Origin of the sequence: Acidovorax sp. CCYZU-2555 (assembly GCF_018413525.1) — a bacterium.
GTDB lineage: Bacteria > Pseudomonadota > Gammaproteobacteria > Burkholderiales > Burkholderiaceae_C > Comamonas.
Genome location: NZ_JAHCDD010000019.1, coordinates 1 through 13,702, shown reverse-complemented (window position 1 = coordinate 13,702; position 13,702 = coordinate 1). Strand labels below are relative to the sequence as shown.

Annotated in this window: 11 protein-coding genes; 6 read left to right on the top strand and 5 right to left on the bottom strand. The window is 65.1% G+C overall.

The window, feature by feature from the left end:
* Window positions 1-66: 66 nt before the first annotated feature.
* The 4 genes from KHY18_RS08895 to xseB all read right to left on the bottom strand — a co-directional run bounded on the left by KHY18_RS08895 (window position 67) and on the right by xseB (window position 4,561).
* Complete coding sequence (locus tag KHY18_RS08895) at window positions 67-1,149, bottom strand: TRAP transporter substrate-binding protein (protein ID WP_213298206.1); 1,083 nt, start codon at window positions 1,147-1,149, stop codon at window positions 67-69.
* Between the two features lie 243 nt (window positions 1,150-1,392).
* Window positions 1,393-3,276 (bottom strand): 1-deoxy-D-xylulose-5-phosphate synthase, encoded by a 1,884-nt coding sequence (gene dxs, locus KHY18_RS08890; protein WP_213298203.1) that lies wholly within the window; start codon window positions 3,274-3,276, stop codon window positions 1,393-1,395.
* A 116-nt stretch (window positions 3,277-3,392) separates the two neighbouring features.
* Window positions 3,393-4,322 (bottom strand): polyprenyl synthetase family protein, encoded by a 930-nt coding sequence (locus KHY18_RS08885; RefSeq protein ID WP_213298200.1) that lies wholly within the window; start codon window positions 4,320-4,322, stop codon window positions 3,393-3,395.
* Complete coding sequence (gene xseB, locus KHY18_RS08880; RefSeq protein ID WP_159918107.1) at window positions 4,319-4,561, bottom strand: exodeoxyribonuclease VII small subunit; 243 nt, start codon at window positions 4,559-4,561, stop codon at window positions 4,319-4,321. The genes KHY18_RS08885 and xseB overlap by 4 nt, the downstream gene beginning before the upstream one ends.
* 331 nt (window positions 4,562-4,892) lie before the next feature.
* Here xseB and KHY18_RS08875 point away from each other — a divergent pair, with 331 nt between their 5' ends.
* The 6 genes from KHY18_RS08875 (at window position 4,893) to KHY18_RS08850 (ending at window position 11,930) form a co-directional block, all read left to right on the top strand.
* Window positions 4,893-6,032, top strand: a complete 1,140-nt coding sequence (locus tag KHY18_RS08875) for an aromatic ring-hydroxylating oxygenase subunit alpha (RefSeq protein ID WP_213298197.1) — start codon at window positions 4,893-4,895, stop codon at window positions 6,030-6,032.
* Window positions 6,033-6,119: 87 nt separating this feature from the next.
* Window positions 6,120-7,004: a DMT family transporter gene (locus tag KHY18_RS08870; RefSeq protein ID WP_213298194.1), complete on the top strand. Its 885-nt coding sequence runs from the start codon at window positions 6,120-6,122 to the stop codon at window positions 7,002-7,004.
* A 112-nt stretch (window positions 7,005-7,116) separates the two neighbouring features.
* On the top strand, window positions 7,117-8,025 hold the full coding sequence (locus KHY18_RS08865) for a sulfurtransferase (protein WP_213298192.1): 909 nt from the start codon (window positions 7,117-7,119) through the stop codon (window positions 8,023-8,025).
* Window positions 8,026-8,349: 324 nt separating this feature from the next.
* Window positions 8,350-8,676 (top strand): flagellar transcriptional regulator FlhD, encoded by a 327-nt coding sequence (gene flhD / locus KHY18_RS08860; protein ID WP_159918110.1) that lies wholly within the window; start codon window positions 8,350-8,352, stop codon window positions 8,674-8,676.
* A gap of 42 nt (window positions 8,677-8,718) precedes the next feature.
* Window positions 8,719-9,261, top strand: a complete 543-nt coding sequence (flhC, locus tag KHY18_RS08855; protein ID WP_213298190.1) for a flagellar transcriptional regulator FlhC — start codon at window positions 8,719-8,721, stop codon at window positions 9,259-9,261.
* A gap of 605 nt (window positions 9,262-9,866) precedes the next feature.
* The gene (locus KHY18_RS08850) at window positions 9,867-11,930 is read left to right on the top strand and encodes a TonB-dependent receptor domain-containing protein (RefSeq protein ID WP_249729002.1); all 2,064 of its coding nucleotides are present in this window, start codon (window positions 9,867-9,869) and stop codon (window positions 11,928-11,930) included.
* A 46-nt stretch (window positions 11,931-11,976) separates the two neighbouring features.
* On the opposite strand, the gene yccS is transcribed toward KHY18_RS08850, so the two are convergent.
* On the bottom strand, window positions 11,977-13,702 hold a 1,726-nt coding region (yccS, locus tag KHY18_RS08845), incomplete at its 5' end, for a YccS family putative transporter (protein WP_213298188.1).

Below are 13,702 nucleotides of genomic sequence, written 5' to 3'. Positions count from 1 at the left end.
TGGGCCCCGATACCGGTTTCGTGCCATGGGCTGGAGCGCGTATGCGTTGCCAGCCATGTACTTTGCTTACAGCTTGACCGAAGTCATGTAGCTGTTGTAGCGGAACTCCGAGAAGCGTTCCCACAGCAGTTGGTCGCGCTGGAAGGCGCGCATGTCCTGGTGGATCTTCTTGAACTCGGCCGACTTGGCTTCGTGCTCGGCGAAGACTTCCATCGATGCCTTGAAGCCGGCGTCCATCACGTCCTTGGGGAAAGGCTTGAGCTGGGTCTTGTCGGCCACGAGCTTCTTCAGCGCGATGGGGTTGAAGGCGTCGTATTTGGACGTCATGTCGCGCGCCGCGATCTTGGTCGCGGCATCGACGATGGCCTTGTTCTCGGTCGACAGCGCGGCATAGGCCTTGGTGTTGACGAAGAATTCCAGCTCGGCGCCGCCTTCCCACCAGCCGGGGTAGTAGTAGTAAGGTGCGACCTTGTTGAAGCCCAGCTTCTGGTCGTCGTAGGGGCCGACGAACTCGGTGGCGTCCAGCGTGCCTTTTTCCAGCGCCTGGTAGACATCGCCCGCGGGCATGTTCTGCGCGACCACGCCCAGCTTGGCCATGGCTTCGCCGAACAGGCCGCCGCCCATGCGCATTTTCAGGCCCTTCAGATCAGCCGCGGACTTGATTTCCTTGCGGTACCAGCCGCCCATCTGCGTGCCGGTGTTGCCTGCGCTGTAGCTCTTGAAGTTGTAGTTGGCGAAGAACGCATCCATCAGCTTGCGGCCGTTGCCATGGTCCATCCAGGCGTCCATCTGGCGCGCGGTCAGGCCGAAAGGCACGGCGCAGGCAAACGCGAAGATCGCGTCCTTGCCGGTGAAGTAGTAGGGCGCGGTCTGCGCCACTTCGATGGTGCCGTTCTGCAGCGCATCGACCACGCCGAATGCCGGCATCAGTTCGCCCGCGGCATGCAGCGAAATTTCGAACTTGCCACCCGACAGCGCCTTGACGGTGCGCGCGAACATTTCGGCGCTGCCGAAAATGGTGTCGAGCGACTTGGGGAAGCTCGATGCGAGGCGCCAACGCACGGCGGCTTGCGCATGCACGGCAGGCGCCACACCCGCGGCCAGAACGCCAGCGATACCCGCCTGCTTGATCAATGAACGACGATCCATGTAAACACTCCGGTAATAGGCCTGGCTGAACGACGGTCAGCTCCCCCGTGGAGATGGGCAACCCATCCAGGCTGGTTGTCAGCGATTGTAAAAACGCCCTGCCTGAAGACCGTCCTGGGTAAACCCGGCTTTACCCGCATTCGATGCACATTTTTTGCATACAACGCGCGCATGCGCGCTCAAGCGCGCATTTGCAGGCGAAAAAAAGCCGCCTTGCGGCGGCTGGGGTCAAGCGTATGCGCTCTACTTGTTCAGGAAGCGCGCGCGCACCGATTGCGTGATGCCGGCCACATCGAGGCCTTGCAGCGCCAGCAGCTTGGCCGGATCGCCGTGTTCGATGAACTGGTCGGGCAGGCCCAGTTGCAGCACCGGGCGCTGCACGCCCGCGGCCTGCAGGGCCTCGAGCACGGCACTGCCCGCGCCGCCCATGATCGCGCCCTCTTCGAGCGTCACCAGCGCGTCGTGGCGCGCCGCGATGTCGAGCAGCAGTTCCACGTCGAGCGGCTTGGCCCAGCGCATGTTGACCACGGTGGCATCGAGCGCCTCGGCGGCCTGGAGCGCGGGGTACAGCAGGCTGCCGAACGCCAGAATGGCGATGCGCGGGCCGGCTTCGGCACCGGCCGTCGATTCGCGGCGAATCTCGCCCTTGCCGAAAGGCAGGCCTTCGAGGCTGGCCAGCGGCTCGACACCCGCGCCGGCGCCGCGCGGATAGCGCACCGCGACCGGGCCGTTCTGCGCGAACGCCGTGCTCAGCAGCTGGCGGCATTCGCGTTCGTCGGCCGGACAGGCCATGGCCATGTTGGGAATGCAGCGCACGAACGGGATGTCGTAGTTGCCCGCATGCGTCGCGCCATCGGCGCCGACCAGGCCCGCGCGGTCCAGCGCGAACACCACGGGCAGGTTCTGCAGCGCCACGTCGTGGATCAGCTGGTCATAGCCGCGCTGCAGGAAGGTCGAATAGATGGCGACCACGGGCTTGACGCCTTCGCAGGCCATGCCGGCCGCGAACGTGACCGCATGCTGCTCGGCGATGCCCACGTCGTAGTAGCGCAGCGGAAAACGCTGCTCGAACTCGACCATGCCCGAGCCTTCGCGCATCGCCGGCGTGATGCCGACCAGACGCTCGTCCTGGGCCGCCATGTCGCACAGCCAGCGGCCGAACACCTGGGTGAATGTGGTCTTGGGCGGCGTCGTGGGCTTGACGATGCCGATCTCGGGATCGAACTTGCCCGGGCCGTGGTAAGTCACGGGATCGGCCTCGGCGAGCTTGTAGCCCTGGCCTTTCTTGGTCACCACGTGCAGGAACTGCGGGCCTTCGAGGCCCTTGATGTTTTCCAGCGTAGGGATCAGCGAGTCGAGGTCATGGCCGTCGATGGGGCCTATGTAGTTGAAGCCGAAGTTCTCGAACAGCGTCGCCGGCACGACCATGCCCTTGGCAGACTGCTCCAGGCGCTTGGCGAGTTCCAGCAACGGCGGCACCTGCTTGAGCACGCTCTTGCCCATGTCGCGCGCCTTGGCGTAGAACTGCCCGCTCATCAGCTGCGCCAGGTAGCGGTTGAGCGCGCCCACGGGCGGGCTGATGCTCATGTCGTTGTCGTTGAGGATCACCAGCAGATTGGAGTCCGACACGCCCGCGTTGTTGAGCGCCTCGAACGCCATGCCGGCCGTCATCGCGCCGTCGCCGATGATCGCCACGGCACGGCGCTTCTCGCCCTTGCGCTTGGCGGCCAGGGCCATGCCCAGCGCGGCCGAGATGCTGGTCGACGAATGCGCGGTGCCGAACGTGTCGTACTCGCTTTCGCTGCGCAGCGGAAAGCCCGACAGGCCGCCGAGCTGGCGCAGGCTGGGCATGCGGTCGCGCCGGCCGGTCAGGATCTTGTGCGGATAAGTCTGGTGGCCCACGTCCCATACCAGGCGGTCATAGGGCGTGTTGAACACGGCGTGCAGCGCAACGGTCAGCTCCACCGTGCCCAGGTTGGAACTCAGGTGGCCGCCCGTGCGCGACACGCTGTCGAGCACATAGCTGCGCAGCTCCGCGGACAGCGTCTTGAGCTGGGCACGCGTGAAACGACGCATGTCAGCGGGACTGTCGACCGTCTGCAGCAAGGGATAGGAATTCGTGGACATTTGCTATTTTTCTAGTAGCAGCCAATGCAGGCAATGGGCCAATTTACTTTAGTTCTCACATTCGGCGCACCGGGCGGGCGACAAGACCCGCGCAGGCGCAGGCCGGTCGCGCCGCTTCAATGCGAGCGGCGAATCACCTGGTCGGCCAATGCCGACAGCGCGCGCGTATCGGCCAGGCCGGTACGTGCCAGCGCCGCATGCGCCTGGGCCGCGAGCAGGTCGGCGTAGGCGCGCGCGCCTTCGAGTCCCATCAGCGAAACATAGGTCGGTTTGTCGTTGGCGGCATCCTTGCCCGCCGTCTTGCCCAGCGTGGCCGAATCGGCGACCACGTCGAGGATGTCGTCGACCACCTGGAACGCCAGGCCCAGCGCCGCGCCGTATTCGGCCAGTGCGGCGCGCGTTGCGGCGCCGATGTCGCCACAGGCCGCGCCCATGAGCACGCTGCCCTGGAGCAGCGCGCCGGTCTTGAGGCGGTGCATCTGGCGCAGCTGGTCTTCCGACAGCTGCAGCCCCACGCTCGCCAGGTCTATGGCCTGGCCGCCGGCCATGCCGCGTGCGCCGGCGGCGCGCGCCAGCAGGCTGCACAGCTGCGCCTGCATGGCCGCGGGAAGCTCGGCCTGCGCGTCGTCGGCGGGCGCGATCAGTTCAAAGGCCAGGGCCTGCAGCGCATCGCCCGCAAGCAAGGCGCCGGCTTCGCCGAACTGCACATGCACCGTGGGCTTGCCGCGGCGCAGCACGTCGTTGTCCATGCAGGGCATGTCGTCGTGGACCAGCGAATAAGCGTGTATCAGTTCGACCGCGCAGGCCGCGCGCAGCGCCGCCGCATGCAGGCCGCCTACGGCCTCGCAGGCCGCGAGCACCAGCAGCGGGCGCAGGCGCTTGCCGCCATCGAGCACCGCATAGCGCATGGCTTCACCGAGCTGCGCGGGCGCGTCCACGCCCACCCAGCGCGACAGCGCCTGCTCGACATCGGTCAGATGCCGCAGCATCCAGCGGCTCAGATCGAAGTCCGCATGGACCGCAGTGGGAAGCGTCACGGCGTTCATTCCTGGCTCCAGACCTGCAGAGCGCCGTCGTCGAGCAGTTGAATCTGGTTCTGGACCGCATCGAGCTGCTGGCGGCAATAGGCCAGCAGGGTTGCCGCGCGCTGGTAGCCGCTGAGCATCTGGTCCAGCGGCAGCTGGCCCGACTCGATGCGGGCGATCAGCTGCTCCAGCTCCTCCAGCGCAGCTTCATAACTGGATGGCTCTGACGGGGGGGTGTTGGCAGCGGAAGCCTTGGGCATGGGTGCGAGCAGAAGAAGATAAAGCGATTGATTTTAGGCGCTGTGCCTGAAGCCCTGCACAAAGCCGGCTGCATGCCGCAAATGAACCGCCTGCGCCCCCTGCCATCAATACACGTACCTGCAAGGCGGAAATAACCCTGCCGGCTATAATCCCATTCCCGTCGAACCGGCCTGACGCATGGCCATCTGTCTCGGGTTTTGCAGCTTTTGCCAGCGCTTTGCGCCGGTGGCAGCAAGGCCTTTGAAGTGCCCGCGTCCGTGGCCGGTTTTGTTTTTTCTTCGTGTGCGCACGCGCACCCTCCCTGTGGGGAGTCTTTAGGTCAGGTCACCCATGTCTGATTTAAGTCTTCAACTGCAGCAGGCCGCAAGCCAACTACCAGTTTCGAGCTATTTCGACGAAGCGCTGTTCAAGCGCGAGTTGGATACTATCTTTGCGTCCGGCCCGCGTTATGTCGGGCATCAGTTGAGCGTTCCAAATCCCGGCGACTACTACGCCCTGCCCCAGGAGGGAGAGGGCCGCGCACTGGTGCGCAATGCCCAGGGAGGCATCGAGTTGATCTCGAACGTCTGCCGCCACCGCCAGGCCGTCATGCTCAAGGGCCGCGGCTCGCTGCAAGGCCATGGCAAGGGCTATGCGGGCGGCAACATCGTCTGCCCGCTGCACCGCTGGACCTACAGCGCCAGCGGCGAGCTGCTGGGCGCGCCGCATTTCAGCCAGGACCCGTGCCTGAACCTCAACAACTACGGTCTGCGCGAGTGGAACGGTCTGCTGTTCGAGGACAACGGCCGCGACATCGTCGCAGACCTGGCCGACATGGGCCCGCGCTCCCAGCTGAGCTTCGACGGCTATGTGCTCGACCATGTAGAAATGCACGAGTGCAACTACAACTGGAAGACCTTCATCGAGGTCTACCTGGAGGACTACCACGTCGGTCCGTTCCACCCGGGACTGGGCAACTTCGTGACCTGCGACGACCTCGAGTGGGAATTCCGCAAGGAGTACTCGGTGCAGACCGTGGGCGTGGCGCCGTCGTTCGGCAAGCCGGGCTCGGAGGTGTACAAGATCTGGCACGACGTGCTGCTCAACTACCGCAATGGCGAGCTGCCGGAGCGCGGCGCGATCTGGCTGACCTACTACCCGCACATCATGGTCGAGTGGTATCCGCATGTGCTGACCGTCTCGACGCTGCACCCGGTGAGCCCGACCAAGACCATGAACATGGTGGAGTTCTACTACCCCGAGGAAATCGCCGCCTTCGAGCGCGAATTCGTCGACGCGCAGAAGGCCGCCTATATGGAAACCTGCATCGAGGACGATGAGATCGGCGAGCGCATGGACGCGGGCCGGCGCGCGCTGCTGGCGCGCGGCGACAACGAAGTCGGCCCCTATCAAAGCCCGATGGAAGACGGCATGCAGCACTTTCACGAGTGGTACCGCAATGCCCTCGGCGCCGACCAGCCCGAACCCTGAACTTTCTGCCTTTGACGACACCCCAGCTGCAACCGCTTGACCCCGCAGGCGTTTGCAGCTTTTTTTTGGATTGCGCTAGTTTTCTGTATGCAAGTTCTCTGGATGGTGCTCGCGGCCTTCTTCTTCGCCACGATGGGCGTGAGCATCAAGTTCGCCGCCGAATATTTCAACACCGCTGAAATCATCTTCTACCGCGGCCTGATCAGCATGGCGCTGCTCTGGTTCCTGGCGAGAAGACAGGGCGTGACGCTGCGCACCAGTCTGCCGGGAATGCATGCCTGGCGCTCGCTGGTCGGCGTGACGTCGATGGCCGCGTGGTTCTACGCCATCGCCAAGCTGCCGCTGGCCACGGCCATGACGCTCAACTATATGAGCAGCCTGTGGATCGCGGCCTTCATGGTGGGCGGCGCGCTCATGGCCTGGCGCCCCTCGCCGCAAACGCCCCGGCCCGCGCTGCACATGCCGGTGATCGTGAGCCTGCTCGTGGGCTTCGTCGGCGTGGTGCTGATGATGCGTCCCAGCCTCAGCGCCGAGCAGGGCCTCGCGGGCATGGTCGGGCTGATGTCGGGAATGATTTCGGCCGTCGCCTATATGCAAGTGGTCGCGCTGTCGCGGCTGGGCGAGCCCGAGCAGCGCGTGGTGTTCTATTTCTCCGTGGGCTCGGCAGTGGCGGGCGGCGCGGCGATGCTGTTCACCGGAGTCTCCGACTTCCCCGGATGGCCCGCGCTGTGGCTCATACCCGTGGGTATCTTCGCGGCCGGCGGCCAGCTGTGCATGACGCGCGCCTATGCCAATGCGACCACGCGCCGCGCCACGCTGGTCGTCGCCAACCTGCAGTACTCGGGCATTGCCTTCGGTGGCGCCTACAGCGTGCTGGTGTTCGGCGATCTGATTCCGCCCATGGGCTGGCTGGGAATGGCCCTGATCGTGGGCAGTGGCATTGCCGCGACCGTGCTGCGCGCCAGGAACTGAACGACTGGCAGCCGCAGGCTGCCATTGCGGCACGCGCCGTCGGATAATGGACTGATCGAACACGCCCCCGCGCAGCGGGGTCGCCATTGCAGCCATTGCCGAGGAAGCGCCGATGTCCAAGACCACCTACACCACCCTCATTTCCACCGATCAGCTCGACGCGCTGCAGATCAGCGGTCAGCCTTGCATGGTGTTCGACTGCAGCTTCGATCTGGGCAAGCCCAGCGCCGGCTACCAGCAGTATGAGCAGGCCCATATTCCCGGCGCGGTCTTTGCCGACCTGGACCACGACCTGAGCGCCAAGCATGGCGTGCCCGGCAGCGACGGCTCGGTCGCGGTCTCCCAGGCCGACCAGCCCGCATCGGGCGGCCGCCACCCGCTGCCCAGCCGCGAACGCTTCTCGGTCTGGCTGTCGAGCGTCGGTTTCTCCAATGACATGCAGGCCGTGGTCTATGACCGCAATGGCGCCAACTTCTGCGGCCGGCTCTGGTGGATGCTCAAATGGGCCGGCCACGACGCCGTGGCCGTGCTCGACGGCGGCCTGCAGGCCTGGGAAGCCGCAGGCCTGCCCGTGAATCAGGGCAGCGAGCCCAGCCACTTCCAGTCCAGCTTCTCGCTGCAGCCGCCGCTGCGCCGCCTGGTCAGCGCCAACGAAGTGCTTGCCGGCCTGGACTCGCCGTCGCAGACGCTGATCGATGCGCGCGCCGGCGCACGCTATCGCGGCGAAGTCGAACCGCTGGACCCCGTCGCCGGCCACATTCCCGGCGCGCTCAACCGCCCGTTCAGCGAGAACCTGGCTGCCGACGGACGCTTCAAGCCGCGCGAACTGCTGCGCGCCGAATTCGAGCAACTGCTGGGCGAGCGCCCGGCCGACGGCGTGGTGCACCAGTGCGGCAGCGGCGTCAGCGCCCTGCCCAACCTGCTGGCGATGGAAATCGCGGGCCTGGGCCAGGCCGCGCTGTTCGCGGGCAGCTGGAGCGAATGGTGCGCCGACGCGAGCCGCCCCGTGGCGCGCGGCTAATGTGAAAAGTTCGCGCAGAGTTCGAAAAAACCACACCTGCGCGAAATAATTGCTTACAAATTTTGCAGTATCGGCCCAGGTAACAACCCTAGGACCTGGCGTTGGCAGCAGGAGATTCAAGGAGCGCAACGCCAATTTTCCAACAGTGCATGTAGGAATTTGCCTTACAAGCCCCCCGGCCGAACGAGACACGACGCACCTCCCTCACCCGACTTAATTATTGTTTGGCCCTGTTTAACAATCCAATTCAACAGATCGCGACACCACACACCTCCGGTTTTTGTGCTCTGTTGCCGCTCTGACGCTTTTGAAAAGGATTGATCCATGACTAACGAACAACTGCTTGCCGAAATCCGCGAAGCCAACCTCACGTACCTGATGCTGGCCCAAACCATGATTCGCCAGGACAAGGCCGAAGCCGTGTTCCGTCTGGGTCTGAACGAAGAGGCCGCAGACATCCTGACCGCGCTGTCGTCGGCCCAGGTACTGAAGCTCGCTTCGCGCAACACCCTGCTGTGCAGCTTCCGCGTGGACGACGAACTGGTCTGGAGCTTGCTGACCAACCACTCGTCCAACAAGATCGGCAACGATGCGACGAACACGCTGCACGCCAACATCCTGATGGCCAGCCGCGTCTCCGAAGTGCTCTGAGCACCACGTTCCCGCCTCATCCCTTCGCGAAAGACCTGCCCCATGTCAGCCCCTACCAAAAGCGTCCTCAACGAATCCAAGCAGATCGAACGCGCTGCAATGCTCATCCAGATGGGCGCGCGCATGCAAGTGCTGGAGTCGGAAACCACGCTGTCCTATGAGCGCCTGATCCGCCTGTACAAGGAAATCGCGGGCAAGTCGCCGTCCAAGGGCCAGCTGCCGTTCTCGACCGACTGGTTCCTGACATGGCAGGAAAACATCCACAGCTCGCTGTTTCTCAACATCTACGAGTACCTGTCCAAGGCCGTGGAGCTCGATACCGCCGAGCAGCTGACCAAGGCCTACCGCCTCTACACCGAGCAGATCGAAACCGCGGGCCTGGAAGCGCTGCTGTCGTTCACACGCGCCTGGCGCCTGGTGAAGTTCGTCGACGCCAACATGCTCACACGCACGCCCTGCTCCACCTGCAAGGGCCAGTTCGTGACCGAACCCTACGAGAACGCACGCCACTACCAGTGCGGTCTGTGCAACCCACCCGCACGTGCGGGCAAGAGCAAGAACGCCGGCGCACTGATGCTGCACTGATCGGTTCCCACCATTTCCTTCAACGCCCCGATGGCCTGGCCTCGGGGCGTTGTGCGTTTGGGGGGCCTCGCAGAGCGGGTTTTGATGACCGGCAGTTCATGGTTCGACGCGGCTGGCGAGGGGGCTGAGCGCGAACGGCTTCAACAAGCAGCGGGCCTCATCCCCCGTTCGTCCTGAGCGAGGCAAGCGAGCCGAGCTCTCGCAAGGCGCTAAAAAGAAACAGCGGGCCTCAAAATCCCCGTTCGCCCTGAGCCTGCCTCGCCGGCCGCGTCGAAGGGTGAACGGCCTGCGCTCAAGTCATGAGGACGGGCCGTTCATGGTGCGACGCGGCCGGCTAGGCAAGCTCACCACGAACGGGTCACTGTTTTGGCGCCGTTTGCCAAAATCGACCACCTCTAAGTCATTGATTTATTTGACAAAAAAAGCTGTTCCTTGAGAACTCGTCGAAGGATGAACGGCCTGCCCTCCAAAAGAACCCGCAACTGCAAACCCGTCGCCCATAACGCCACAAAATTTTACGAACCATACAGATTTCTTTACCTCCACTCGTTAATCTAAATACAAATTGTTATCATTACCAATTACTTTTAGAGAGGGGATTCCAGATGGTTCGAGTTTCAACGCGTGGGTCGCTGTCGCTGGCGGTATCGCTGGCCTGTGCCGCCATGGCTACGGTGACCGCGCAGGCGCAGACTGCGGATACGCCGGCAGTACTGTCCAATGTGGTGGTCACGGCATCGGGCACGGCCGTGGATATCCGTGAGGCACCCGCGAGCATCAGCGTCATCACGCGCGAGGACATCGAACGCAAGCCCGTGACCAGCATCGCTGAACTGCTGTCCACAGTGCCGGGCGTGACCGGAGGCCTGTCCGGCACCGGCGCGCAATCGAAGATCCGGCTGCGCGGCCTGCCCGAGAAATACACGCTGATCCTGGTGGACGGCAAGCGCCAGGGCAGCTCCGCCGCGGTCAACTATCGCGACGACCTGGGCCAGCAGGACCTGGACTGGATCTCGCCCGAAATGATCGAACGCATCGAAGTCGTGCGCGGCCCCATGTCCTCGCTGTACGGCTCGGACGCCATGGGCGGCGTGATCAACATCATCACGCGCAAGATCGCCAAGAACTGGTCCGGCTCGAGCACGATCAACTACAGCAAGCCATCGGACAGCGAACGCGGCGACACGCGCCAGCTGGGTTTCAACATCAGCGGCCCGCTGTCCGACAAGTTCGGGCTGCGCCTGGGCGGCAACTACACGGAACGCGCATCGGACGAAGGCAACGGCGGCTTCCCGGGAAGCTACCAGTCGACGGCGGGCCAGCGCAAGCAGAACTTCAACGCCTTGCTGAACTGGCAGCTCACGCCCGATCAGGTCATAGGCTTCGAAGCCGGCCAGGGCACGCAGCGCGCCACGGGCTCGGACCGGCGCCTGGCCAACGGCAATCAGGCCATCGGGCAGTGGGGCCTGAGCAAGCTGGACCACAGCAACTTCGGCGTGAGCCACGAAGGCCGCTGGGGCGATGTGCGCTCCAAGCTGAACCTGGTGCACAACAAATACGAAGACAAGAACGACACCGTAGGCAACAACTCCAGCGAGACCGCACTGGACGGCCGCGTCGACATGCCGTTCAAGCTCTTTGGCCTGGACCAGGCGCTCACGCTGGGCGGCCAATGGCGCCGCGAACAGCTCGACAACCGCGACACCATCGGCCTGGCGCCCATCGACTACGCGGGCAACCCGGTCACCAGCTCGGCACTCAGCGCCAACACTTGGGCGCTGTTCGGCGAAGACCAGATCTTCCTGCGCGAAGACCTGGCACTGACGCTGGGACTGCGCATGGACCACCATGCGAAGTACGGCAACAACTGGAGCCCGCGCGCCTATCTGGTCTACCACCCGCAGGCCGAATGGACGCTGCGTGGCGGCGTCTCGCGCGGCTTCCGCGCGCCGGGCCTGAAAGAAAACTCGCCCAGCGCCGCGACCCAGTCGGGCGGCAACGGCTGCCGCAGCCTGGCCGGCATGGGCTGGACCAGCAGCAGCATCAACGGCGACGGCACGCGCGGCTGCTACATGGTGGGCAACCCCGACCTGCAGCCCGAGACCAGCACCAACTTCGAGCTGGGCACGAGCTGGGACCGCAATGGCTGGTCGCTGGGCACCACCTACTTCCACACCAACTTCAAGAACAAGATCGACTACCAGGCGCTGGGCCTTTACAACGGCTACTGGTGGACGCGCATGGCCAACGTCCAGAGCGCGCGCACGCGCGGCCTGGAAGGCAGCTTCAAAGTGCCGCTGGCCAAGAATCTGGAGTGGAACACCAACATCACCAAGATGCTGGAGTCGAAGAACCTGACCACGGGCGCTTCGCTGCTCGCCGTGCCCAAGCTCACGGTGTATTCGTCGCTGCAATGGCGCCTGCAGGCCGCGTGGTCAGCAACCCTGAGCCTGCGCCACACCGGCAAGGAACTCGTGACCACCGGCACGGCCACCAGCTTCGCCAAGGCCTACACCACGTTCGACGTCTCGACCAACTACCACGTCAACGACACGCTGACGCTGCGCGCGGGCGTGGTGAACGTGAGCGACAAGCAGACGCGTGACCTGGGCAGCAACTACGACAACGGCGGCCGCACCTACTTCGTCGGACTGACCGCGCGCTTCTAAACCCGCCAGCACTCCCGGCCCGGCCCGGGAGGCTTGTGCCATACCGCTACTGCGGCTCGGCCTGCAGCTGCGCGCAGGCCGCGCGCAGCGGATCGAGCTGCTGGCACACCAGCACCAGCGGACTGAACGGATCGGCCAGCGTGTCGCTTTGCTGGTCTAGCTGCAGCGCCAGCGCGGCCGCGCTGCCGTCGTCGGCGGGCAGGGGCTGGCGCGTCTTGAGCGCCTGCGCCATCTGCTCCAGGCTGTCGGCCGCATGGCGCGCGGCCTCGACGGCCAGCGGGTGGCTGTCGCTCTCGGCCAGCTTGTCGCGGTGGGCGCCCAGCGCCGAAAGGTAGTTGAGCAGCGTGTGCGACAGCAGCAGCAGCTGCATGCCCACGCGCGCATGGCGGCGCACGGCGCGCGGCTCGAGCAGCAGTTGCGACAGCGCGGTCGACAGCGCCGCGTCGGCATTGTGCGCATTGCGCCGCGCAAGGCGGTAGTCGAGGTCGTCGTCCTTGCCGCTCGCGTACTGCGACATGATTTCGCGCAGATAGGCCGCATGGGCGGCAATCGCCTGGGCGACCAGCAGATGCAGGCGCCGGCCCTGCCAGTCAGGCAGCACCAGCAGCATCGCCGCCGTGGCGATGGCCGCGCCGATCAGCGTATCGAGCAGGCGCGGCCAGATCAGCGCATAGGCATTGCCCGTGGTCTGGTGAAAGCACAGCAGCACCAGCAGCGTGATCGCCGCCGTCGCCGTGACATAGCGCTGGGTGCGCGTGACGAAGAACAGCACGCCCGTGGCCACGGTGATCAAGGCCTGGGCGAGCAGGCTGGGAAACAGCTGCATCAGCGCCCAGCCCGCGACCAGGCCTATGACCGTGCCCAGAATCCGCTGGGCAACGCGCGCCAGCGTCGCGCCATAGGTCGGCAGGCAGACAAAAAGCGTGGTCAGCAAAATCCAGTAGCCATGTTCGGGATCGGTGAACTGCATCGCGACAAAGCCCGCGCCCAGCGCCAGCGACAGCCGCAGCGCATGGCGCAGCAGCGGCGCGCTGGGGTGCAACTGGGCGCGGATGCGCGCCCAGGCTTCGGCCAGCGTGCGCGGGCGGCGGTTGAACAGGCTGGGGTCGGCGAGCGCCGCGCCGGCCGTGGGGTGGGCGGCCGCGGCGATCTGCGCGTCCAGCGTGCTCAGGTTGCGCACCAGCGCGCGCAGCGAACGCAAGGCGTGCTGCCACGCGGGCTGCTGCTGCGCCGCGAGGTAGTCGATCGCGGCGCGCAGATCTTCCATCGCACGCGCGCCTTCGGCGTCGGGCTGGAACGGCGCGCGCAGCCGCAAGGCTTCGGCGAGCTTGTTGCAGGCCGCGCCCTGCAGGCTCAGAACGCGCTGGCAGCGGTAGAGCACGTCGCTGTGGAACAGCAGCTGCGCCCATTCGTTGTAGCGGTAGTGCGACGAGCTCGCGCGCTCATGGATGTCCTGAGCAATGAAGTACAGGTTCATGTGACGCAGCATCTCGCCGTCGATCTGCGGGCCGGGCTTGGGGCCCAGCCGATTGAACAGGCTTTCCTTGACGATGTTGAGCTGGGCCACGACGCGGCCGTTGGTCTGGGCCAGCGCCATGCGCCGGCGCTCGAGGTCGACCGCGCGCACCGGCTCGAACAGGCTGGCCTTCAGGCGCAGATAGGCGCCGAGCTGCTCGAACAGCGCCGCCAGGTTCTGCCGCACGGGCGCATGCGGAAACAGCGCGCACCAGCCCACCGACAGCAGCCCGTACCAGGCCGCGCCCGCGAGCAGC